Source organism: Thermocrinis ruber (assembly GCF_000512735.1).
GTDB lineage: Bacteria > Aquificota > Aquificia > Aquificales > Aquificaceae > Thermocrinis > Thermocrinis ruber.
Window position 1 is genome coordinate 1321911 of record NZ_CP007028.1, and the last position, 20911, is coordinate 1342821.

The window sequence follows — 20911 nt, forward strand, 5'->3', positions numbered from 1 at the left end:
ATGCCAAGGATAGTGCCCATAGAAAGGCTAAGAAACATAGGCATAGTAGCCCACATTGACGCGGGTAAAACTACCACCACTGAGAGAATTCTCTACTACACGGGCAAAACTTACAAGATCGGAGAGGTCCACGAAGGCGCCGCAGTTATGGACTGGATGCCCCAAGAAAAGGAAAGGGGTATAACCATTACCGCTGCTACCACTGCATGCTACTGGAAGGACCATCAGATCAACATCATAGACACACCCGGACACGTGGACTTTTCGGTGGAAGTGGTACGCTCTATGAAGGTCTTGGACGGCATCATCTTCATCTTCTCCGCAGTGGAAGGTGTTCAGCCTCAATCGGAAGCCAACTGGAGGTGGGCAGACAGGTTTGGAGTGCCAAGGATCGCCTTTATCAACAAATTGGACAGACTTGGAGCAGACTTTTATAGGGTACTTAAGGAGATAGAAAACAAGCTCAGCATAAAACCCGTGGCGATTCAAATTCCCATTGGAGCGGAAGATCAGTTTAAGGGTGTAGTTGACCTTATGGAAATGAAGGCCATCATCTGGCTGGAGGAAACACTCGGTGCTAAGTATGAGATCGTGGACATTCCAGAAGAGTACAGAGAAAAGGCGGAGGAGTGGAGGGCTAAGATGGTGGAAGCCATAGTGGAACACGATGATGAACTTATGATGAGGTACCTGGAGGGAGAGGAGATTCCCGTTTCTGACCTAAAGAGGGTTTTAAGGAAAGCAACCATAGAGAGAAAGCTTGTGCCTGTGCTCTGTGGTTCAGCCTTCAAGAACAAAGGAATTCAACCACTGCTTGATGCGGTTATAGATTATCTGCCTTCACCCTTGGATGTTCCTCCAGTTAAGGGAACAAATCCAAAGACCGGTGAAGAGGAAGAAAGAAAGCCCTTGGATGATGAGCCCTTCTGTGGGTATGTCTTTAAGGTGATGAGCGACCCCTATGCAGGTCAGCTAACCTACTTTAGGGTCTTCTCTGGAAAGGTGTTTGCGGGTTCTTACGTGTACAATGCCACCAAGGACAAAAAGGAAAGAATAGGAAGGCTACTTCTAATGCACGCCAACTCTCGGGAGGATGTGCAGGAGGCTGCAGCGGGAGAGATCGTTGCTGCGGTAGGTTTGGATGCCACTACTGGAGATACCATCTGTGATGAGAAGGCACCCATAGTTTTAGAAAAGCTTGAGTTTCCAGAACCGGTTATATCTATGGCAATAGAACCGAAAACTAAAAAGGATCAAGAAAAGCTATCTCATGTTCTCAACAAGTTTATGAAGGAAGACCCAACCTTCAGGGCCACAGTGGATCCAGAGACGGGTCAAGTACTCATACACGGCATGGGAGAGTTGCACCTGGAGATTATAGTGGACAGAATGAAGAGGGAGTATGGAGTGGAGGTCAACGTAGGCAAACCTCAGGTTGCCTACAAGGAAACCATCAGAAAGAAAGCGGTAGCGGAAGGCAAGTTCATAAGGCAGACTGGTGGAAGAGGTCAGTACGGACACGTAGTCATTGAAGTAGAACCCATAGAGAGAGGTCAAGGTTTCGTTTTTGAAAACGCCATAGTGGGTGGAGTCATTCCAAAAGAGTTTATCCCCTCCGTGGAAAAGGGTGTGAGGGAGGCAATGCAAAGTGGAGTGTTGGCTGGATATCCGGTGGTGGATGTGAAGGTGAGACTTTTTGACGGTTCTTACCACGAGGTGGACTCCTCAGACATAGCCTTTCAAATAGCAGGTTCTATAGCCTTTAAGGAGGCAATGAAAAAGGCTGACCCTGTGCTCTTAGAACCCATAATGGAGGTGGAGGTGGAAACACCCGACGAATACGTAGGAGATGTTATCGGAGACCTCAACTCTCGTAGAGGTAAGATTATGGGAATGGAAAACAAGGGAGTTATTACAGTGGTGAAGGCATATGTGCCACTTGCGGAGATGTTTGGCTATGCCACCACACTGAGGAGCTTGACACAGGGAAGAGGAACCTTTATAATGAAATTTTCTCATTATGAAGAAGTACCACAGCATGTGGCGGAGCAGATAATTGGAGAAAGGTCCGCCGCAGCAAAATCTTAACAGGAGGTAAAACATGGCAAAGGAGAAGTTTGTAAGAGAGAAGGAGCACGTAAACGTAGGAACAATAGGGCACGTAGACCACGGTAAATCTACCCTAACCTCTGCCATAACTTGTGTCCTTGCCGCAGGCGTACTGCCAGGCGGTAAAGCCAAATGCATGAAATACGAAGAAATAGACAAAGCTCCAGAAGAAAAAGAAAGAGGTATCACCATCAACATAACCCACGTAGAGTATGAAAGTGCCAAAAGACACTACGCCCACATAGATTGCCCCGGACACGCTGACTACATAAAGAACATGATTACGGGCGCCGCTCAGATGGACGGTGCTATCCTCGTGGTATCCGCTGCCGACGGACCTATGCCCCAAACAAGGGAACACGTATTGCTCGCAAGACAGGTTAACGTTCCATACATCGTGGTCTTTATGAACAAGTGCGACATGGTAGATGACCCAGAACTTCTGGACCTGGTGGAGCTTGAAGTGAGAGAGCTTTTGAACAAATACGAATTTCCTGGAGACGATGTGCCAGTTATAAGAGGTTCTGCTTTGGGGGCTTTGCAGGAGCTGGAAGCAGGAAAGCCAGACAAGTGGTGCAATGCCATAGTGGAGCTTGTGAACGCTATGGATGAATACATACCCACACCTGTGAGGGAGTCAGATAAACCCTTCTTGATGCCTATAGAGGACGTCTTTAGCATCTCTGGTCGTGGAACGGTGGTGACAGGAAGGGTAGAAAGAGGAACCCTAAAGCCCGGTGAGGAGGTGGAGATTGTAGGACTTAGGGAAGAACCTCTGAAGACGGTGGCAACTTCTATAGAGATGTTCAGGAAGGTTCTTGATGAAGCACTTCCTGGAGACAACATAGGTGTGCTGTTGAGGGGAGTGGGTAAGGATGACGTAGAGAGAGGTCAGGTTTTGGCAAAGCCAGGGACAGTGAAACCTCACAGGAGGTTTAGGGCACAGGTGTATATTCTCACCAAGGAAGAGGGTGGAAGACACAGTCCGTTCTTTGTCAATTACAGGCCACAGTTTTACTTTAGGACTGCGGACGTGACAGGTGTGATAGTGAAGTTGCCTGAAGGGCAGGAGATGGTAATGCCTGGGGACAATGTGGAGCTTGAGGTGGAGTTGATAAAGCCTGTAGCTATGGAGGAAGGTTTGAGGTTCGCCATAAGGGAAGGTGGTAAGACCGTCGGTGCAGGCGTCGTTACAAAAATACTTGATTGAGGTGTGAAAAATGGAACAGGAGATAATACGAATAAAACTGAAGTCCTACGATCACAGAGTGCTGGATCAGTCTGTTAAGCAGATAGTGGATGTGGTGAAAAGGACAGGGGGTATGGTGAAGGGTCCCATCCCCCTACCTACTAGAAGGAGAAGATGGGTAGTCCTGCGTTCCCCTCACAAGTTTGATCAGTCTCGTGAGCACTTTGAAATAAGAGAACACAAGAGGATTTTAGACATAGTGAGGATAACACCTCAAACGGTAGAATCCCTAATGAATCTGAACCTTCCGGCGGGAGTGAGTGTAGAGCTAAAGATAAGGAGTTGATGCCATGGGTCTTGGAGCTTTTGGAATAAAACTTGGAATGACTAGGGTATTTTTAAAGGATGGTACCGCAGTACCAGTAACAGCCATAAAGGTGCCAAAGCACACGGTAGTTGCCATCAGAACAGTGGAAAAGGACGGCTACAATGCAATTCAACTGGGAGCCTTTGAAACCACAGAGAAAAAACTGACAAAGCCAGAGATAGGTCATTTAAAGAAAGCGGGCGTTAAGCTTTTGAGGAGACTGAAGGAGTTCAGGGTGGAAAATCCACAGGATTATCAAGTGGGTCAGGAATTGACGGTGGCGGACATTTTTAAGCCCGGAGAGCTGGTAGATGTGGTAGGCATCAGCAAGGGTAGAGGTTTTGCAGGTACTATGAAGAGGTGGGATTTTGGAGGATTTCCTAAGTCCCACGGACACAGGTACCACAGGGCTGTAGGTTCAATAGGTCAAAGAACAGACCCAGGAAGGGTTTGGAAGGGCAAAAGGATGGCTGGGCATTGGGGTGCAGAAAAGATCAGAGTTCAATCCTTGCTGGTGGTGGATGTTTTACCGGAATTAGAAGTAATCCTCGTAAAGGGTTCTGTGCCTGGTCATCCAAAGGGTATTGTGATTGTAGAAAAGAGCAGGATAGCCAACAGAAGATCCCAAAGACTAAAGCTGAATAGAATAAAGCATATACCAGAAAACCTAGTGAGGAATGAGCAATGAGTGAGCTGAGCGAACTTAGAGAGGACATATTTGGTGTTGAAGTGAAAAAGCATGTCCTTTGGGAAGTGGTCAAATGGCAACTTGCCTGCCGAAGGCAGGGAACCCATAGCACAAAGACCCGCGGTGAAGTAGCATACAGCGGAAGGAAGATCCTACCTCAGAAGGGAACGGGAAACGCTAGACACGGAGATAGAGGTGCCCCCATCTTCGTAGGTGGTGGTGTGGCCCACGGACCAAAGCCAAGGGACTACTACTACCCATTACCTAAGAAGGTGAGAAAGTTAGCCCTGAAGATGGCACTCTCTTCCAAAGCTCAAGAAAAAGCAATAAGCTTGGTGGATCAAATTCCCATCGGAGATGTACCAAAAACCAAAAAGGCGGTGGAGTTCCTACGTGCCCAAGGACTGGAGGGTAAGAAGGTTCTTCTAGTACTTCCCGAGAAGGATGATGTGATCTATAAATCCTTTAGAAACCTTCCTTATGCGAAGGTTCTTCCCGTTGAAGGGCTGAACGTTTACGACATCCTTTGGGCTGATCATTTGATTATTACAAGACCATCTTTGGAAAAGATCTACGAGAGGTTGGGCTCATGAGAAGGCCGGAGGAGATCATAATAAGACCCATAATAACCGAGAAGAGTAACAGGCTTATGGAATTGAAAAAGTACACCTTTGAGGTGGCAATGGATGCTAACAAGCACGAGATAAAGCACGCCATACAAACCCTCTTTGGTGTAAAAGTGCTAAAGGTTAATACCATGATTGTTAAGCCAAGAAAGAGAAGGGTCTTTGGAAAGTTCAGAAAGTATGGTTACACAAAGGCTTATAAAAAAGCCATAGTAACCATAGACCCTTCTCAGGAAATAGACCTTTCAAAGGTGAGGTAAAAACATGGGTGTAAGAAAATTAAAGCCGGTTACCAACGGACAGAGGCACGCAGTCCTCTATGACTTTGCAGAGATCACCAAGAGTGAGCCCGAAAAGTCCTTGACCTACTTTTACAAAAGGGCTAAAGGGCGCTCTCATGGTAAGATCACCGCTAGGTCAAGAGGTGGAGGACACAAGAAGAGATACAGGATTATAGACTTCAAGAGGGATAAGAGCCTTGTGCCTGCCAAGGTGGCAGCAATAGAGTATGACCCCTTCAGGTCTGCACGTATAGCATTGCTACACTACGCAGATGGTGAAAAGAGGTATATTATCTGGCCCGAAGGTCTCAAGGTTGGAGATACCGTCATGTCCATATCCTACGAAGACGCTGAGGCGGGGAAGGAACTTCCGGAAATAAAACCCGGCAACGCATTACCCTTAAAGTACATCCCTGTGGGAACTATAATCCACAACATAGAACTTCATCCCGGAAAGGGTGGTCAGCTGGTTAGGGCTGCGGGCACCTCTGCGCAGGTTTTGGGTAAGGTTGGTGATTATGTACAGGTTAGGTTGCCCTCTGGAGAGATAAGACTCATCCACCAAAGGTGCATGGCTACCGTTGGTGCGGTTGGTTTGGCAGAGCACGAGCTTGTAAAGTACGGAAAAGCTGGTAGATACCGTTGGCTTGGCTGGAGACCTCATACTCGTGGAACAGCCATGAACCCAGTGGACCACCCCCACGGTGGTGGTGAGGGTAAAACCAAAGGAAAGCATCCCGAATCTCCTTGGGGATGGAAAACCAAAGGATACAAGACCAGAAGGGGCAAAAAGTACTCAGACAAGTTTATTCTTGTTAACAGGAAGGGTAAACCTCTAAAGGAGGGTGTTAAGTAATGGGTTTCAAAGGTGCTTGGAACAAAAGGAATAAACTTATTGAGGACCTTGACACCTTTCTAAAGCTATACAAGAAAGTTCAGAGGGTATACAAAAAGGTAAGGAAGGTACAACACACACCAGAGCTTTTCGAAAGGGCCTACCAAAAGTACAAGGAGATCTGGGAGCAATACAGAAAGCTGGTGGATAAAAAAGCCTGGGTTGATCCAAAGCTTTGGAGTAGGATAAGGAAGATGAACCAGACAGGAGAGAGAAAGGTTATAAAAACTTACAGCAGGGACACCACAATAATACCTGAATTTGTAGGTCACACCATAGCGGTTCATAACGGCAAAACCTTTGTGCCCGTTTATATTACTTCTGATATGGTGGGGCACAAGTTGGGTGAGTTTGCTCCCACCAGGACCTTTAAGGGCCACCCGGAAAAGTCTTCAAAGGTGGCCAAGAAGAAGTGAGGTGAAAACATGGAAGCGAGGGCAATTTTAAGGTATGCTAGGATATCGCCTTTAAAGGCAAGGCAGGTGCTGAGGGTCATTCAGGGGATGAAAGCTGGAGATGCTCTGTATCAGCTTAAGTTCATTCCCAAAAAAGCTGCAAGGATAGTGGAGGGCGTGCTAAAGAGTGCCATAGCCAACGCAGAACAGAAGGGTTTGGACCTTGACAGTCTTTACATAAAAAAGGCGGTGGCGGATGATGGCCCCATGTATAAAAAGTGGATCCCCAGGGCCCACGGTAGGGCGACCATGGTGAGAAAGAGAACTTCTCACATAACTATTGTGTTAGAAGAAAGGAAGGAGGAAGGCTGATGGGTCAGAAAACGCATCCTATTGGGTTTAGGCTTGGTATTACGAAGGATTGGACCTCCAAGTGGTACGCAGACAAAAGGGAATACACAAAGCTTCTGCATCAAGACTTAAAGATAAAGGAATACATCAAAAAACGCTACTACGCGGCGGGTGTTTCTAAGGTAATCATTGAAAGGGCGGCAGAGAAGATAAGGATCAGGATTTTAGTGGCTAGACCGGGAATCATAATAGGTCGCAAGGGTGCAGAGGTAGAACAGCTGAGGAAGGACCTCTTGGCTATAGCCCCCGGTTATAACTACAGCATAAACGTAGAGGAGGTTAGAACTCCAGAACTGGATGCCCAGCTTGTAGCGGAGGAAATTGCCCTTCAGATAGAAAGAAGGGTCTCCCACAGGCGAGCAATGAAAAGGGCAATAGACAATGCCCTAAAGGCAGGGGCAAAAGGTGTAAAGGTTCAGGTGAAGGGAAGGATAGGTGGTGCGGAACTGGCAAGGGCAGAGTGGTTCTTGGTGGGAAGGATGCCCCTTCAGACCCTAAGGGCGGATATAGACTACGGTTTTGCGGTAGCCCAGACCAAGTACGGCGTCTTGGGTGTGAAGGTTTGGATATACAAGGGAGACATTCTAAAGGGTGGCAAAGAGGAGATCATCAAAAAGATAGAAGAGGACCTTAAAAGAGCAGAAAAGGAGGTAGTCTGAGATGTCTTTCTTGGCACCTAAAAAAACAAAGTTTAGAAAACAGCAAAGAGGAACACTAAAAGGTAAAGCCTTCAGAGGCAACAAAGTATCCTTTGGAGAGTACGGCATACAAGCCTTAGAGGCTCATTGGCTCACCCAAAGGCAGATAGAAGCGGGCAGGGTCACCTTGGTCAGAGCTCTGAAAAAGGGTGCGAAGATATGGGTCACCATTTTCCCTGACAAGCCCTACACCAGGAAGCCCAATGAGGTTCGTATGGGTGGTGGAAAGGGTGACCCTGAAGGTTTTGTGGCGGTGGTAAAGCCAGGTAGGATTCTCTATGAATTCTCAGGTGTGTCGGAGGATGTGGCGGAAGAGGCTTGCAGGCTGGTGGCGTCTAAATTGCCCATAAAGGTAAGGCTTGTCAAAAAGCATGGAGGTATTGGAGCATGAAGGCTAAGGAGCTCAGAAAGCTTTCCCTCCAAGACCTCTTGAAAAAAGAAGAAGAACTCAGAAGAGAGATTCTAAACTTACGCTTTAAAAAGCAAATAGAAGGACTTAAGGATAAGATGGCCATCAGGAAAGCAAGAAGAGACTTGGCAAGGGTTCTAACCATTATCAAGGAAAAGCAGATGGAGGGACAAAAATGAGCTGGCACACGAAAAGAAAGGAGTTTGTGGGTGTTGTTGTTAGCGACAAAATGGACAAAACGGTAGTTGTGCGTGTGGATAGAAGAGTGCCCCACCCTATATACAAAAAGCACATCATAAAGAGCAAAAAATACCACGCACACGATCCCAACAACGAGTGCAGAGTGGGAGACGTGGTGGTCATAAGGGAAACAAGGCCCATCTCAAAAACAAAAAGATGGGTAGTAGTTAAGATCTTGCAAAGGGCTAAATCTCCAGAACTTCTTCAAGAAACTCCTCAAGAAACTTAATGCGCGTTCTATTTTTGGTAAAAGGCGACCCGTTCTCGTGGAGATGCCACGAAGCCTTAAGGGTTGCCTTGGCTTTAGGTATAAACCACGAGGTTTTTCTTGTTTTTATAAAGGATGGAGTTTATGCTCTAACCAAGTGGAAGCATGAAAAACTCCTCATACATGGCTTTGAAAAGCTCTTGGAGAACATGGGTTATGTAAATGTTAAGCTCTTCGTGGAGGACCTCTCTGCGGAAGAGAGGGGGCTAAAAAAGGAAGACTTTGCAGTGGATGTGGAGTTTGTAAACATGGAAAGCGTAAAAGACATGTTGGCTTCCTCGGAGGCGGTTCTGGTATGGTAAAGACCCTGTGGTTGGTTAGAAAGTTGGGGGACTTCAGCTCCGACTTGGTGGGAGAGGATGATATTGTGGTGTTGATTCAGGACGCGGTGCTTAGGTTTCCATACAAGAGAAACTGGTATGCTTGCAAAGAGGATGTGGAAGCTAGAGGACTGAAGGTAAGCCCAGATAAGTTAAAGTCTTACGAGGATATTGCAGAGCTCATTCTTACAGCACAAAAGGTGGTCGTCTGGTAGTATAATTTCCTTATGAATTACTACGATGTGGTAGTAGTTGGTGCCGGTGGCGCTGGTTTGAGGGCTGCCATAGAGGCAAGCTTGGACCCAACCATCCGAGTGGCGGTAGTATCAAAGGTGTATCCCACCCGTTCCCACACGGGTGCAGCGCAAGGTGGCATAAACGCAGCCCTTGGGAATGTAATTCCGGATGATTCTCCTGATTCTCATGCCTTTGATACCATAAAGGGTTCTGACTTTTTGGCGGACCAAGAGGCAGTCTTTTTCATGTGCGAAAACGCCCCTGAGATCATATACGAACTGGACCGATGGGGTGTGCCCTTTTCTCGCCTACCAGATGGCAGGATCGCCCAAAGACCTTTTGGTGGTGCGTCCTTCCCAAGGACCGTCTTTTCCGCAGACAGAACTGGGCACGTGATTCTACATACCCTCTTTGAGCAAGCTTTAGCAAGGGAAAACATTCACTTTTACAACGAATACTTCTTGTTGGACATCATCCACGATGGCAACAGGGTAAAGGGTGTAGCCCTCTATGACATAAAAAACGGAGAAGTCGTAAACCTTAGGGCAAAGGCAGTGATATTGGCTACGGGAGGCTTTGCCCGCATTTACTGGAAGAGAAGCACCAACGCCATAGGCAATACGGGGGACGGAGTGGCAGCTGCATTAAGGGCAGGGCTTTCCCTAAAGGATATGGAATTTATCCAGTTTCATCCTACGGGCCTGGCAAAGACGGGAATACTGCTTTCGGAAGCCTGTAGGGGAGAAGGTGGGTATCTCCTCAACGCCCTGGGAGAAAGGTTTATGCAAAGGTATGCACCGGAGAAGATGGAGTTGGCACCAAGAGACATGGTCTCAAGGGCTATAGAGTATGAGATAAGGGAAGGTAGGGGTGTAGGAGAGGGCACCTCAGCCTATGTGTATCTGGACCTTAGACACTTAGGAGAGGAAAAGATCAAGGAAAGGCTTCCTCAGGTAAGACAGCTTGCCATAGATTTTGAAGGTGTGGACCCAGTCAAGGACCTAGTGCCCATAAGACCAACCGCCCACTACTGTATGGGTGGTATCCATGTGGTAAATTACAGAACAAGCGGAACCGAGTTGGAGGGACTCTATGCGGTAGGAGAGTGCGCCTGCGTTTCGGTGCACGGTGCCAACCGATTGGGAGGAAATTCCTTAACGGAGATTTTGGTTTTTGGTAAATTCTGCGGTATAGCTGCAAGGGAGTATGCCAAGCAGGTGGATTGGCTACCGCTCACAGAAGGTGAAGAGAGGAGGGCTCAGGAGTTTATAGAGGGGCTTATGAAGAGGGAGGGCACGGAAAAGTTAGCGGAAGTCAGAAAACGCATGGGAGACATCACTTGGGAAAAGGTGGGAATATTTAGGGATGAGAAGTCCCTTAAGTCCGCCTATGAGGAGCTTGGGGAACTTTTAGAGAGATGGGAACGCATTCCAGTGGTGGATAAAAGCAAGGTGTTTAATACCAACCTGGTGGAGCTTTTGGAACTCAGAAACATGTTAGAGCTGGCGAGGGTAGTTGCCTTTTCTGCCCTCCACAGGAAGGAATCAAGGGGAGGACACATGAGGGAAGACTATCCAAACAGGGATGACAAAAACTTCTTAAAACATACTTTGGTCCGAAAGGTGGGAGACCGCCTTGAGCTTGAATACATACCCGTGAACATTGTTAAGTATGAACCTGCCCAGAGGAGTTACTGATGAGGGTTGGAATCCTCGGTGGTGGGCAGTTGGGTTGGATGACCATCTTAGAGGGGAGAAAGCTTGGCTTTGAGTTTTTTGTGGCGGACGATATGCCACACTCTCCAGCCCGCAAAGTGGCAGACCTTTGCTTTGACTACAGTGAAATAGATGAGTTTGTTAAGCTCTGCGATGTTATAACCTATGAGTTTGAGCACATACCGGAGGAGATTTTGGAAAAGACTGCGCCCTTGACCTTTCCCTCCGTGGAGATTTTGAAGCTAAAAAAGAGCAAGGTAGAAGAAAAGCTCTTTCTGAAAAAAAGGGGCTATCCCGTACCTACTTTTACCGTAGCCTTTAAGGAGGATTTAGAACAAAAGGTAGGACTTTTGAACCTTCCCGTGGTGGTGAAGGCGGAGGCTTTGGGGTACGATGGCAAGGGACAGTATTTGATAAAAAGCCTACAGGACCTTCAGAAGGTAAAAGCCAACCATGGAGAAAAGGAGAGGTTCTTGGTAGAAGAGTTTGTGGACTTTGACTTTGAGCTTTCCATAATAGGAGTGCGGAGCCTAAGGGGAGAGGTGCGGCTATATCCACCCACCATAAACTATCACAGAGAAGGTATTCTTTTTTACAACCACACTACCTCTATGGTGTTCCCAGAGGGTGAAGAGATAGTGCGATCTTTGATGGAGGAGCTAAACTTAGTAGGTGTGCTCTGTGTAGAGTTCTTTTACACCAAGAAAGGAAAACTTTTGATAAACGAAATGGCACCCCGGGTGCACAACACCGGACATCACACCTTAGATTCTGCCTACACATCCCAGTTTGAAAACCTGCTCAGGGCAATAACCGGGCTTCCCTTGGGTTCTACAAAGCTAAAGTCTCACGCAGGCATGTTGAACTTGCTCGGAGTTTCCTATGAGGAAATTGACTGGAAAAAAGTTCTTTCTGTGGAGGGCACCAAGCTCTATTGGTACGGCAAAGAAAAAAAGCACAGGAGGAAAATGGGACACATTAATCTGGTGGCAAGCACGGAAGAAGAGGTAGTAGAGAAACTTAACCAGCTTTACGATATGATCTACGAACCCATCAAGTGTTGAGGCGTTGGTAGATCTCCGAAAGCTCCAAAAGCCAAAGGCTTAACTCCGCGGGAGGTAATTGATCCATCCTCCACTCCCAATTACCTTTGGCAGTTCCTGGTGTGTTCATCCTTGATTCTTTGCCAAGGTTCAAAAGGTCCTGCATTGGAATCACACAGTACTTAGCTACAGACATATAGGCCAACCTTATTAGCTCTTTCGAAACATTTTCTCTGTCCAAGCTTTTTCCCAAATACTTTTCAAGCCTTTCCCTGTGTGCAGGATTTAGTTCTTCCACAAACCAGTCCTTTAGGGGCATGTTGTCGTGGGTGGTTGTATAAACTGCGCAGTTTTGATTGTGATTATGGGGTAGATGGGTGCTGTTTGGCTCAAAAAAGGCAAAGGCTAAAACCCTTGTGGATACAAAGCCAAAGCGATCTCTGAGCTCCTCCACCTCTCGGTCTATGGTTCCCAGGTCCTCCGCTATGAAAGGAAATTCCGGAAAACGATCCTTCAACAGGCTAAAGAACTCCTCCGGATATGCCCTTTCCCACCAGCCTTCTTTGGCGTTTTGCCTTCCTTTGGGAACCACATAATAGGATACAAATCCTCTAAAATGGTCTATGCGTAAAAGATCATAGAGTTTTAAGGAGTGTTCTATCCTCTTGACCAACCACTCAAAGTTTTCCTCCCTCAGTGCCTGCCAATTATAGACGGGATTTCCCCAGAGCTGACCCTCTGGGCTAAAGTAATCCGGAGGAACGCCCGCGCACACATCAAGCCTAAAAAGCCTTTGATTTTTCCACACGTCTGCACTGTCAAAGGCAGGATAAATGGGAATGTCCCCTATGATCCTTACACCCTTTTCATTGGCATAGCTTTTTAACCTGAACCACTGCCTGTAAAAGACATACTGCCTGAACTTCTCCCTCTTCACATCCAAAGGGTCTGGCTTTAGCTCAGTCCAACGGTCCCAAGAACTTCGGTTTTTCTTCTTCAGGGCAGAAAAGACGGCGTAGTCCTCCAGCCAATGGACATTTTCCTCCTCAAACTGCCAGAAGTCCCTATCCTCCGAAAAGTTCCTAAAGGCTTCCTCAAGGATCAGGTCTTTTACAAAGTAAGCTTTTGAGTAATCAACCCTTTGGGTGGGTTTTTCTTTTACCTTATCTAAGGTCTCTTTGGAAATAAGCCCTTCTTCCTCTAAGATCTCCGGGCTCACAAACAGGGGATTTCCCGCAAATAGGGATGTAGAAAAGTATGGGGAATTTCCGAACTCTTCAAAGGTAGGGTTCAAGGGTAGCACCTGCCAGAGCCCTTGCCCGCTGTTAGACAAAAAATCCACAAAAAGATAGGCAGACCGCCCAAGGTCTCCTACGCAAAAGGGAGAAGGTAGAGAACTTATGTGCAAAAGAACACCTGCCCATCTGTGCATAGTTAAAGCTTAAACTATAGACTTACAAACATCAAGCTTAGATTTTAGTCTTATAACTCTTGTGTGTAAATGGGTTTATATTTTTAGAACAACCTCCGCCAAAAGTTAGCATCTTCCTCCAGAATGTAATATACTATGCCTTTGTGCCCACCCACAGAGAAAAGATAGAGAGAGCAATTAGAGAAGCCTTAGCATCATCTCAAGAAGGATTGAGATACTCCGAGCTGGTGAGGTATATCAAAGAAAAACACCCGGAGATAAAGGAAAACACTATTCATGGTGCCCTTCACAATCTAAGGGAAAAAATTAGAAGGGGAGACATAAAAAATATAGCTATACCCGAGAGGGGATTGTTCCGTTTGGTGAGGGAAGAGGCACCTCCAAAGCCAGTGGAGGAAATAAGAGAGCAGGACCTGTACCAGCCCTTTGCTCAATATTTGACCGACGAGTTGGAAGAGTGTTCCAAGGCAGTACCCTTAGGTGGAAAAGTCTTTGAGGACAAGTGGGGAACTCCAGATGTTTTTGGGATATATAGATTTCCCGATTATGAACCCATAAAGTTGCCCGTTCCAGAAATCGTCAGTGCAGAGATAAAGCTTGATCCCAATCAGTTGGTGGTTGCCTTTGGTCAGGCGTGTGCCTACAAACTATTCAGCCATAAGGTTTATTTGGTAGTGCCCAAAGGTTCTGAGGAGATCGGAAGGCTTGAGTCTTTGTGTTTAAGGTTTGGGTTAGGGCTTATACTCTTTGAAATTGAGGGAAAGGAGCCCAGATTTTACATAAGGACAAGGGCCGTAAAGAGCGAGCCCGATTATATGTACCTCAACGAATACTTAAACAAACTCAAACAAAGACGACCGAATATTTTTAAGGAGTTGTTTGGTTGAGGGGCACCAAAGGAGCGGTGCCCACTTTTCCAGTACTGATCACTTACTTCTCTGCGTAGGTTTCCTTTACTTCCTTTGCTTTCTTTGCCATTTCTGGGTCGTATGCTTTCCCTTGCCAAAGAACCTGATAGACAACCTCAAAGGTGCTCTCCGCCAACTCGGTTAATTCCTTAAAGAGCTGGTTGAACCTTTCGCTTCTGTGGGATTCCTCGTGGTCCTCAAGGCTTCTCCAGAAGGTTATTATGAGGACTTCCCTCTCCTTTAGAGGATGTTCGGTGACTTGTCCAGCAGTGGAGCCCTCGAGGGAAACACCACCTGTATTAAGGGCAACAAAGCCTCCGTAAAAGCCCGTGTCTGAGTGGTACGTCTTAACATGCTCGCAGAGGTAAGCAACCTTTTCAGCTACATCGTCAAGGGTTACACCCTCCTTGAGCACTACATAATTTATGTTCATAATGGCATCCTCTGGAATATCTACGATCCTATTTGCTCCAAACATAGCACACCTCCTAAGGGGATTTAATATAAGAATATAAGTATATTCTAAATATCTTAATTTGCAAGGGTGTTGTGTCTCTTCAGAGGTTGAGGGTGCAGTTTCACGAGTTATAATTAAACTTGGCTTGGAGAAAAGGCTTTCTGCATATGGCTTGAGAAAAAGTTTCAAGGGTAGGGAAGTTCTAAAGGGTATAGACCTTTACATTGAGAGGGGTGAGGTGGTAGGGCTACTGGGTCCCAATGGGGCGGGTAAAACCACCCTCTTTAACTGTTTGGTGGGCTTTCTTTCGGTGGATGATGGAACCATAGAGTTGGAAGGAAAGGACATCACCCATCTGCCTACCCACAAAAGGGCTAAGGAGGGCATATCCTTTTTGCCACAGGAACACACCCTCTTTGAGGATCTAACCGTTATAGAAAACCTTCTGATCTTTTTGGAGTTTTTTGAAGAGAGCAAGGAGAGCGCCTTGGCAAGGGCGGAGGAATTGCTTTCGGACTTTGGGCTTTATGAACTGAGAAACCAAAAGGCAGGAAATCTTTCCGGCGGTCAAAAGAGAAGGTTAGAGATCGCAAGGGCGCTGATCCCAAAGCCTAAGTATCTATTCTTTGACGAGCCCTTTGCGGGCATAGACCCTATAATGGTGGCAGACATAAAGGAGTTAATTCTAAACCTAAAGGCTCAAGATATAGGTGTTTTGATTACCGACCACAACGTAAGGGAAACCATAAGGCTAGTGGATAGGGTTTACATAATCTCAGAGGGCACGGTGATAGCCCAGGGTCCGCCAAAGGATGTTATTTTGAACCAGAGGGTCAGGGAAGTTTATTTGGGTAAGGATTTCCATCTGTAATCTCTTTAAAAAGCTCTCTGACTGCACTTTTCCAGTCCTTCTTTCCCTCCTCCACCAAGTCCAGCACTTCCTCCATCTTGGCGGTGTATTGGTAATCCACCAGCTTTGGAAAGTTCTCCATAAGATAGTCAAGCACCAAAAAGGAGGTCTCTGTGGGCTTTAGGTAGCCCTTTTCCACCACCACGTAGCCTCTCTCTTTTAGGGTTTTTATGATCGTCGCATAGGTAGAGGGTCTTCCAATGCCTAAGCTCTCAAGTTTTTTTACTAAGGAGCCTTCCGTGTATCTTTTTGGTGGCTCTGTTTGCCTTTCTTCCAAGATGATCTTTTGTGGCTTGAGAATCTGACCTTTTTCAAGCTTGGGCAGTTTCTCCTCCATAAAGTCATAATCTTCAAACCTTGTCCATCCATCAAAGACTAAGGTCCTTCCCTTTGCGATAAACTCAAAGGGAATACCTTGCGTCAAAGGAGTTAGCATTACCTTGGTGTTCTTCAGGACTGCAGGAGTAGAAAGACTTGCCAAAGTTCTGCCTACGATCAGTTCAAAGAGCTCAAGGCTATCCCCCGGTGGCGGTTTTTTGACTAAGCTGGTGGGCCTTATGCATTCGTGGGCAGACTGCACATGGGCTTTTTCTCTGAACTTTCTTAACCTTCCCACGTACTCCACACCGTAGTTTTTTTCTATCCACTGGAGGAACTCTGTAGCCTTTTCAGGACTCATCCGGTGGGCGTCCGTTCTTGGGTAGGTAATGTAGCCTTCTTCGTAGAGCAGTTGGGCAAGCCTTGTGGTTTTTTCCACGCTAAAGTCGAGCCTTTCGTTGGCGGTCTTTTGTAGCTCGGGTGTGTTAAAGGGCTTGGGCGGTGGCACCATCTCCTCCCACTCTTGAACTTCCTTGACTTCAAAGAAGACATCTTTTAGCTTTTCCAAGTAGGGCTTGGCGTTATCTGGCTTTTCAAACCTCACGCCCAAGTAGGCAGAAAATCCTTCAAAGAGCGCTCTGATGTAGTAAAACTTCTTCTTCTTAAAGGACTGGATTTCCCTCTCCCTTTCCACTATGAGCCTTAGGGCAGGAGATTGAACTCTTCCTACAGAGAGCCCTCTTGTTTTTAAGCTTTTCTGAAGTTCTGGCGAAAGAAGATAGCCTATGAGCCGGTCAAGGACCCTTCTGGCAAACTGGGCTTTAACCAAGTTCATGTTGATGTTTGTCTGCTCCTTTATGGCCTTTTGGAGGGCAGGCTTGGTGATCTCGTAAAAGTACACACGCCTTATTGGGATGTTTACAACCCTTTTTAACTCTTCCCAAAGAAAGTAGGATATTGCTTCTCCTTCTCTGTCTGGGTCCGTTCCCAAAAGCACAAGTTGGGCTTTAAGGCTACTTTTCTTTATCTCATCAAACAATTTCTTTTTTCCCTTCCTCCACAAAAAGGTAGGATTTAGCGTTTCTAAGTCTACACCCAATCGGTCCTCGGGTAGATCCTTAATGTGCCCACCGGTTGCCTTAACCAAATAGTCCTTTCCCAAATACTTACTTATGGTCTTTGCCTTTGTGAAAGATTCCACCAAGAACAGAATCATCTTTTTTGGACCCACTCCTCAAAGCTGAGGTTTTCTTTTATAGCCCTTAACATCTCTTCCTCCAAGGGTGTAAGGTCTTTGGGAATGAGGTCTGGCCTCTTTTCCAAGGTTCTTTTTATAGAGTGCCACAGTTCCCAAAGCTCAATCATTTTATGGTTGCCTGAAAGCAAAACTTCGGGCACTTTCATGCCCCTGAACTCCGCCGGTCTGGTGTATACGGGAGAGCCCAGCCACCTTCTGAAGGAGTCCCTCTCTATGCTCTGTGGGTCGCTGAGAACACCCGGCAAAAGCCTTGCAATGCCTTCCAAGAGCACTAAGCCAAAGAGCTCACCACCGGAGAGCACAAAGTCTCCTAAAGAAAGCTCCTCGTCCGCCAAAGTGCTTACCCTCTCGTCTATGCCCTCATATCTTCCACATATTACAAGCAAGCTGTCAAGCTTTGAAAGCCTGTCCAAGTCCCTCTGGTCTATCACCTTTCCCCAAGGTTGTGGGATTATAACGTAAGGCTTTCCGTACTTGCTCACAAGGTCTTCGTAAGCTAAAAAGATGGGTTCGGGCTTTAGAACCATGCCCGGATGCCCTCCGTAGGCATAGTCATCCACCTTCCCCTTTTCCGCATAGTCCCTTAGGTTTATGACTACCACCTCTAAGGCACCCTTTTTTATGGCTTGGGATACAATCCCATGCTCACAAAAGCATTTCACAAGGTCTGGAAATATGGTAAGGAAGAAAAACTTCATCTTTTTAGAAATTCATCCACCAACGCCTTTGCCCTTTCCTGGTTAAACCTATAGTATATATCAATGGTGGTTTTCACGTTAGCGTGTCCCGCAAACTCCTTTACTAATTCTGCAGGAAAGCCCTGGTTTATAAGGTTTGTTATGTAGGTATGCCTAAAGCTATGGAGTGAAAAGTCTATGCCAAGTCTTTTTGAAAGTCTGTTGGTATATACCTGCAAAGAACCTGCTTTGACCCTCAGGTTTGCGTCATAGTCTTCCAACCACCGGGAGAGCTCTTGAGTAAAACGGAAGGTTTCCTCCTTGGTGGGACCTATCAGTGGAGCAATCCTTTCCTTTTTCCTCTTAGTAATCTCTGCGGGTAGATGTAGCCAGTATATACCGCTTTTATCCAAGAAGAAGTGATCCGAGCTTAGATTTTTGTACTCCGACAGCCTTACACCGCTGTATAAAAAGAGTTTGTATACGTTTTCATACTTTGAACCTTTTACCTTTTGGAATATCTTCTCAAGCTCAGACTTACTAAGTGCCTTAGGCTTTCTGTGTATAACTTTTAACCCATAGTCCTCCTTTATATCCTCTATGGTTTCTTCAATTTCTGAGTATTTTTCCTTTTCTATGTAGCCTCTGCGGGCAAGGAACCTATAGAAGTGCCTGAGGGCGGAAAAATGGGTAAGCAAAGAGGCAGGAGAAAGTTCTGAACTATCCGCATACTGGTAAAGGTCTGCAGAAGAGACCTCAACGAGTTTATGACTTGGCAGTTGGAGTTTTCTTAAAAAAGAGTTGATGGCGTTTAAGTAGGTTATGGTGGTCCTTTCGCTCTTTGTCTTCTCTAAGTGCCTCCTCCAAAGTTCCAAGAGCTCCACAGAATAAATTATAAATGGGCGATGGAGGAGTCGAACCTCCGACCTCCATCGTGTGAGGATGGCGCTCTACCACTGAGCTAATCGCCCATCCGTCCCCGGGAGGAGTCGAACCTCCGACCTCGAGATTAGGAATCTCGCGCTCTATCCTCCTGAGCTACGGGGACTGTATTATTTAATTATAACACATCTCTGTTTCCTTTGCAGTGCTTGGGTAGGGTGTTATTTAAACCTTCTAGTATTCTTTTTTCCTCTTGACTTAATTTATGTCCTCTTAACCAATACAGAAATTCCACATATTCTCGCTCCGTCAAACATTTATTAAGCCTTTTCTTATTTTTTTCAAATATCTTTTTGGCAATGTTGTTAATTGGCTCAAGCCTAAAGCTCCAAGGGTTGTCGTAATAGTAAACAACGAAAAAGGGTATATGGCTATTGTCGGCTAAAATAGAAATCGCCTCATAACTTTTGGGATGGGTGTTGTTTTTGCTACCTGTAAATCTTTTGTAATCAATAATTGCCACAGGCTTTCCGTAGTAATATTCAACCATTAGAAAGTCTATATCCACTGCTGGACAATGGAAACCCCACTCCCTGTGGCGTTTGCTCAGTTCCAAATCCCTCCACTCTGTCCTTTCTTTTCTTACCTTTGACGGGTCAAACATGTCCCTTTAGAATAAAATCTAATCCAAGGGCTTGGCACCTTTTCTTTGTGGTTAGCAAAGCGGACAAATCGTTGTCAATGCCTATAAAATTGCAACCTCTTTTCAAAGCTACCACCGCGGTGGTTCCTCCTCCTACAAAAGGGTCTAAGATGGTCTGTCCTGGGAAAACGAACTTATCAAACAGTAATTCAAAACCTTCTTCCGATTGCCCCCACCTGTGAAAACGTTTGTCGTTGTTGTTAGGAGAGGTTTTAACCACGTCCCCAAAAGAATCGCCCGAGTATTTGCCTTTGCTGAACAAAAGCACTGGCTTCCAGAAGGAATTGCACCTTATCCTCCACAGATAGGGACTCTGCCCTCCTGGAGTTAGATAAGCCAGCGTCCAAACGTAGTTAAGCTTACTGGAAAGCTTGCCAATTATCTCCGGCAGATAGCTTTGCCCTACCATTACAAGCAATCCCCCTCCGGGCTTCAAAACATATGCAGACAGCTCACCCAAAACTTCATAAACCCACAAAAACTTTTTGGAGTAAGGTGGGTCCGTGATAACCCAATCTACACTTTCAGGCAAAAGGATATCCTTATAGTCCCTCACATCCTTATGATAGAGTTCTAAAAAGGGTGGTTGAGGTGGTCTTTGGGACTTTAACCACTCCCTAAGCTTTCTTTTTTCTAACTTGGATAGCGACTTTCCTTTTTCCATAAAAAAGTCAAAATAAGAACCCTTATAAGCAAGCAGTTCATTCCTAAAAAGCTCTGGATCGTGTTTAAGCACCCCTCTCTTCATTATTGTATGATCATCAAAAACTCCCTAACCGCCCTCTCAAAGCCAAAGACCACCGCATTGGAAACTATGGAATGTCCCACGTTCAGCTCTTCCACATAGTCTTTGAGCTCTTTTACCAGATCCTTAACATTCTGATAGGTAAGACCATGCCCCGCATAGACCCTCAATCCTAAGTCCCTTGCCTTTATAGCTGCAGTCTTTAATCTCTGAAGTTCCTCCTCAACACCCTTCCAATTATGGGCGTTCCAAAGGTTCGCATACCTACCCGTGTGCAACTCCACCGCGTCTGCCCCCACCTCCTTTGATGCATAAATCTGTTCCTCCTCTGGCTCTACAAAGAGGGAAACCTCGATGCCCTCCTCCTTTATTTCCCTTAGGAACTCCTTTAGATAGTCCTTCAACCTTGCCACATCCAAGCCGCCTTCCGTGGTTATCTCTTCTCTCCTTTCGGGCACCAAGGTAACTCTGTTGGGCTTTACCTCCAAAGCGATCCTCTTCATCTCTTCGGTGGGTGCCATCTCCAAGTTTACAGGTACCCTTACCAATTTCTTTATAAGCCTGAGGTCCTCCTCTTGGATGTGTCGGCGGTCCTCCCTCAGATGCAAGGTAATTTGATGGGCACCCGCCTGCTCTGCCAAAAGGGCACAAAAAACCGGGCTTGGTTCAAAGGTCCTCCTTGCCTGCCTTAGGGTTGCCACATGGTCAATATTTACCCCAAGCCTCATGC

27 protein-coding genes and 2 tRNA genes are annotated in these 20911 nt (G+C 46.3%); 19 read left to right on the forward strand and 10 right to left on the reverse strand.

The window, feature by feature from the left end:
* The 17 genes from fusA (at position 1) to THERU_RS07190 (ending at position 11912) form a co-directional block, all read left to right on the forward strand.
* Positions 1–2088 (forward strand): elongation factor G, encoded by a 2088-nt coding sequence (gene fusA / locus THERU_RS07110; protein ID WP_025306585.1) that lies wholly within the window; start codon positions 1–3, stop codon positions 2086–2088.
* Between the two features lie 13 nt (positions 2089–2101).
* Positions 2102–3319 carry an elongation factor Tu gene (gene tuf, locus THERU_RS07115; protein WP_025306573.1) on the forward strand — a complete coding sequence of 406 codons (1218 nt, stop codon included), beginning with the start codon at positions 2102–2104 and terminating at the stop codon, positions 3317–3319.
* A gap of 10 nt (positions 3320–3329) precedes the next feature.
* Positions 3330–3644 carry a 30S ribosomal protein S10 gene (gene rpsJ, locus THERU_RS07120; protein WP_025306586.1) on the forward strand — a complete coding sequence of 105 codons (315 nt, stop codon included), beginning with the start codon at positions 3330–3332 and terminating at the stop codon, positions 3642–3644.
* A 4-nt stretch (positions 3645–3648) separates the two neighbouring features.
* Complete coding sequence (gene rplC / locus THERU_RS07125; protein ID WP_025306587.1) at positions 3649–4353, forward strand: 50S ribosomal protein L3; 705 nt, start codon at positions 3649–3651, stop codon at positions 4351–4353.
* Entirely contained in the window at positions 4350–4946 is a 597-nt protein-coding gene (gene rplD, locus THERU_RS07130; protein ID WP_025306588.1) for a 50S ribosomal protein L4, read from the forward strand. The genes rplC and rplD overlap by 4 nt, the downstream gene beginning before the upstream one ends.
* A complete protein-coding gene (gene rplW, locus THERU_RS07135) occupies positions 4943–5239 on the forward strand; it encodes a 50S ribosomal protein L23 (RefSeq protein WP_025306589.1) in 297 nt (98 codons plus the stop codon). Before rplD ends, rplW begins: the two co-directional genes overlap by 4 nt.
* 4 nt (positions 5240–5243) lie before the next feature.
* Entirely contained in the window at positions 5244–6116 is an 873-nt protein-coding gene (gene rplB / locus THERU_RS07140; RefSeq protein ID WP_025306590.1) for a 50S ribosomal protein L2, read from the forward strand.
* 158 nt (positions 6117–6274) lie between these two features.
* A complete protein-coding gene (gene rpsS, locus THERU_RS08640) occupies positions 6275–6571 on the forward strand; it encodes a 30S ribosomal protein S19 (protein WP_038532510.1) in 297 nt (98 codons plus the stop codon).
* A 9-nt stretch (positions 6572–6580) separates the two neighbouring features.
* The gene (gene rplV / locus THERU_RS07150) at positions 6581–6922 is read left to right on the forward strand and encodes a 50S ribosomal protein L22 (protein WP_025306592.1); all 342 of its coding nucleotides are present in this window, start codon (positions 6581–6583) and stop codon (positions 6920–6922) included.
* Complete coding sequence (gene rpsC, locus THERU_RS07155; protein ID WP_025306593.1) at positions 6922–7620, forward strand: 30S ribosomal protein S3; 699 nt, start codon at positions 6922–6924, stop codon at positions 7618–7620. The genes rplV and rpsC overlap by 1 nt, the downstream gene beginning before the upstream one ends.
* A 1-nt stretch (position 7621) precedes the next feature.
* Positions 7622–8050 carry a 50S ribosomal protein L16 gene (gene rplP, locus THERU_RS07160; RefSeq protein WP_025306594.1) on the forward strand — a complete coding sequence of 143 codons (429 nt, stop codon included), beginning with the start codon at positions 7622–7624 and terminating at the stop codon, positions 8048–8050.
* Positions 8047–8247 carry a 50S ribosomal protein L29 gene (gene rpmC / locus THERU_RS07165; RefSeq protein ID WP_025306595.1) on the forward strand — a complete coding sequence of 67 codons (201 nt, stop codon included), beginning with the start codon at positions 8047–8049 and terminating at the stop codon, positions 8245–8247. Before rplP ends, rpmC begins: the two co-directional genes overlap by 4 nt.
* Positions 8244–8537 (forward strand): 30S ribosomal protein S17, encoded by a 294-nt coding sequence (gene rpsQ, locus THERU_RS07170; protein ID WP_025306596.1) that lies wholly within the window; start codon positions 8244–8246, stop codon positions 8535–8537. Before rpmC ends, rpsQ begins: the two co-directional genes overlap by 4 nt.
* Positions 8537–8878 carry a DsrE family protein gene (locus THERU_RS07175; RefSeq protein WP_025306597.1) on the forward strand — a complete coding sequence of 114 codons (342 nt, stop codon included), beginning with the start codon at positions 8537–8539 and terminating at the stop codon, positions 8876–8878. The genes rpsQ and THERU_RS07175 overlap by 1 nt, the downstream gene beginning before the upstream one ends.
* The gene (locus tag THERU_RS07180) at positions 8872–9111 is read left to right on the forward strand and encodes a sulfurtransferase TusB (protein ID WP_025306598.1); all 240 of its coding nucleotides are present in this window, start codon (positions 8872–8874) and stop codon (positions 9109–9111) included. Before THERU_RS07175 ends, THERU_RS07180 begins: the two co-directional genes overlap by 7 nt.
* 12 nt (positions 9112–9123) lie before the next feature.
* Positions 9124–10830: an FAD-dependent oxidoreductase gene (locus THERU_RS07185; RefSeq protein WP_025306599.1), complete on the forward strand. Its 1707-nt coding sequence runs from the start codon at positions 9124–9126 to the stop codon at positions 10828–10830.
* Entirely contained in the window at positions 10830–11912 is a 1083-nt protein-coding gene (locus tag THERU_RS07190) for a 5-(carboxyamino)imidazole ribonucleotide synthase (protein ID WP_025306600.1), read from the forward strand. Before THERU_RS07185 ends, THERU_RS07190 begins: the two co-directional genes overlap by 1 nt.
* Here the strand turns inward: THERU_RS07190 and malQ are convergent.
* Positions 11902–13323, reverse strand: a complete 1422-nt coding sequence (gene malQ, locus THERU_RS07195) for a 4-alpha-glucanotransferase (RefSeq protein ID WP_025306601.1) — start codon at positions 13321–13323, stop codon at positions 11902–11904. The genes THERU_RS07190 and malQ overlap by 11 nt on opposite strands.
* 59 nt (positions 13324–13382) lie before the next feature.
* Between malQ and THERU_RS07200 the strand changes: the two genes are divergently transcribed.
* Positions 13383–14210 (forward strand): hypothetical protein, encoded by an 828-nt coding sequence (locus tag THERU_RS07200; protein ID WP_025306602.1) that lies wholly within the window; start codon positions 13383–13385, stop codon positions 14208–14210.
* Between the two features lie 43 nt (positions 14211–14253).
* Here the strand turns inward: THERU_RS07200 and THERU_RS07205 are convergent, their stop codons facing one another.
* Positions 14254–14709: a hypothetical protein gene (locus tag THERU_RS07205; RefSeq protein ID WP_025306603.1), complete on the reverse strand. Its 456-nt coding sequence runs from the start codon at positions 14707–14709 to the stop codon at positions 14254–14256.
* A 124-nt stretch (positions 14710–14833) separates the two neighbouring features.
* Between THERU_RS07205 and lptB the strand changes: the two genes are divergently transcribed.
* On the forward strand, positions 14834–15559 hold the full coding sequence (gene lptB, locus THERU_RS07210; RefSeq protein WP_025306604.1) for an LPS export ABC transporter ATP-binding protein: 726 nt from the start codon (positions 14834–14836) through the stop codon (positions 15557–15559).
* Here the strand turns inward: lptB and topA are convergent.
* The 8 genes from topA to pdxJ form a co-directional block, all read right to left on the reverse strand.
* Positions 15522–17132, reverse strand: a complete 1611-nt coding sequence (topA, locus tag THERU_RS07215) for a type I DNA topoisomerase (protein WP_025306605.1) — start codon at positions 17130–17132, stop codon at positions 15522–15524. The genes lptB and topA overlap by 38 nt on opposite strands.
* Positions 17129–17872 carry a tRNA (guanosine(37)-N1)-methyltransferase TrmD gene (trmD, locus tag THERU_RS07220; protein WP_025306606.1) on the reverse strand — a complete coding sequence of 248 codons (744 nt, stop codon included), beginning with the start codon at positions 17870–17872 and terminating at the stop codon, positions 17129–17131. Before trmD ends, topA begins: the two co-directional genes overlap by 4 nt.
* Positions 17869–18735: a tyrosine-type recombinase/integrase gene (locus THERU_RS07225; RefSeq protein WP_025306607.1), complete on the reverse strand. Its 867-nt coding sequence runs from the start codon at positions 18733–18735 to the stop codon at positions 17869–17871. Before THERU_RS07225 ends, trmD begins: the two co-directional genes overlap by 4 nt.
* A 15-nt stretch (positions 18736–18750) precedes the next feature.
* Positions 18751–18822 (reverse strand) — tRNA-Val (locus tag THERU_RS07230).
* A gap of 3 nt (positions 18823–18825) precedes the next feature.
* Positions 18826–18899 (reverse strand) — tRNA-Arg (locus tag THERU_RS07235).
* 12 nt (positions 18900–18911) lie between these two features.
* Positions 18912–19397, reverse strand: coding sequence for a hypothetical protein (locus THERU_RS07240; protein ID WP_025306608.1), 486 nt, complete (start codon positions 19395–19397; stop codon positions 18912–18914).
* Positions 19390–20184 (reverse strand): DNA methyltransferase, encoded by a 795-nt coding sequence (locus THERU_RS07245; RefSeq protein WP_025306609.1) that lies wholly within the window; start codon positions 20182–20184, stop codon positions 19390–19392. Before THERU_RS07245 ends, THERU_RS07240 begins: the two co-directional genes overlap by 8 nt.
* A complete protein-coding gene (gene pdxJ, locus THERU_RS07250; RefSeq protein ID WP_025306610.1) occupies positions 20184–20909 on the reverse strand; it encodes a pyridoxine 5'-phosphate synthase in 726 nt (241 codons plus the stop codon). The genes THERU_RS07245 and pdxJ overlap by 1 nt, the downstream gene beginning before the upstream one ends.
* Positions 20910–20911 lie beyond the last annotated feature (2 nt).

Bases quoted from the DNA above. Each gene is read 5' to 3' on its own strand.
- fusA (WP_025306585.1), top strand. From the start codon at position 1: ATGCCAAGGATAGTGCCCATAGAAAGGCTAAGAAACATAGGCATAGTA.
- tuf (WP_025306573.1), top strand. From the start codon at position 2,102: ATGGCAAAGGAGAAGTTTGTAAGAGAGAAGGAGCACGTAAACGTAGGA.
- rpsJ (WP_025306586.1), top strand. From the start codon at position 3,330: ATGGAACAGGAGATAATACGAATAAAACTGAAGTCCTACGATCACAGA.
- rplC (WP_025306587.1), top strand. From the start codon at position 3,649: ATGGGTCTTGGAGCTTTTGGAATAAAACTTGGAATGACTAGGGTATTT.
- rplD (WP_025306588.1), top strand. From the start codon at position 4,350: ATGAGTGAGCTGAGCGAACTTAGAGAGGACATATTTGGTGTTGAAGTG.
- rplW (WP_025306589.1), top strand. From the start codon at position 4,943: ATGAGAAGGCCGGAGGAGATCATAATAAGACCCATAATAACCGAGAAG.
- rplB (WP_025306590.1), top strand. From the start codon at position 5,244: ATGGGTGTAAGAAAATTAAAGCCGGTTACCAACGGACAGAGGCACGCA.
- rplV (WP_025306592.1), top strand. From the start codon at position 6,581: ATGGAAGCGAGGGCAATTTTAAGGTATGCTAGGATATCGCCTTTAAAG.
- rpsC (WP_025306593.1), top strand. From the start codon at position 6,922: ATGGGTCAGAAAACGCATCCTATTGGGTTTAGGCTTGGTATTACGAAG.
- rplP (WP_025306594.1), top strand. From the start codon at position 7,622: ATGTCTTTCTTGGCACCTAAAAAAACAAAGTTTAGAAAACAGCAAAGA.
- rpmC (WP_025306595.1), top strand. From the start codon at position 8,047: ATGAAGGCTAAGGAGCTCAGAAAGCTTTCCCTCCAAGACCTCTTGAAA.
- rpsQ (WP_025306596.1), top strand. From the start codon at position 8,244: ATGAGCTGGCACACGAAAAGAAAGGAGTTTGTGGGTGTTGTTGTTAGC.
- THERU_RS07175 (WP_025306597.1), top strand. From the start codon at position 8,537: ATGCGCGTTCTATTTTTGGTAAAAGGCGACCCGTTCTCGTGGAGATGC.
- THERU_RS07180 (WP_025306598.1), top strand. From the start codon at position 8,872: ATGGTAAAGACCCTGTGGTTGGTTAGAAAGTTGGGGGACTTCAGCTCC.
- THERU_RS07185 (WP_025306599.1), top strand. From the start codon at position 9,124: ATGAATTACTACGATGTGGTAGTAGTTGGTGCCGGTGGCGCTGGTTTG.
- THERU_RS07190 (WP_025306600.1), top strand. From the start codon at position 10,830: ATGAGGGTTGGAATCCTCGGTGGTGGGCAGTTGGGTTGGATGACCATC.
- malQ (WP_025306601.1), bottom strand. From the start codon at position 13,323: ATGCACAGATGGGCAGGTGTTCTTTTGCACATAAGTTCTCTACCTTCT.
- THERU_RS07205 (WP_025306603.1), bottom strand. From the start codon at position 14,709: ATGTTTGGAGCAAATAGGATCGTAGATATTCCAGAGGATGCCATTATG.
- topA (WP_025306605.1), bottom strand. From the start codon at position 17,132: ATGATTCTGTTCTTGGTGGAATCTTTCACAAAGGCAAAGACCATAAGT.
- trmD (WP_025306606.1), bottom strand. From the start codon at position 17,872: ATGAAGTTTTTCTTCCTTACCATATTTCCAGACCTTGTGAAATGCTTT.
- THERU_RS07240 (WP_025306608.1), bottom strand. From the start codon at position 19,397: ATGTTTGACCCGTCAAAGGTAAGAAAAGAAAGGACAGAGTGGAGGGAT.
- THERU_RS07245 (WP_025306609.1), bottom strand. From the start codon at position 20,184: ATGAAGAGAGGGGTGCTTAAACACGATCCAGAGCTTTTTAGGAATGAA.
- pdxJ (WP_025306610.1), bottom strand. From the start codon at position 20,909: ATGAGGCTTGGGGTAAATATTGACCATGTGGCAACCCTAAGGCAGGCA.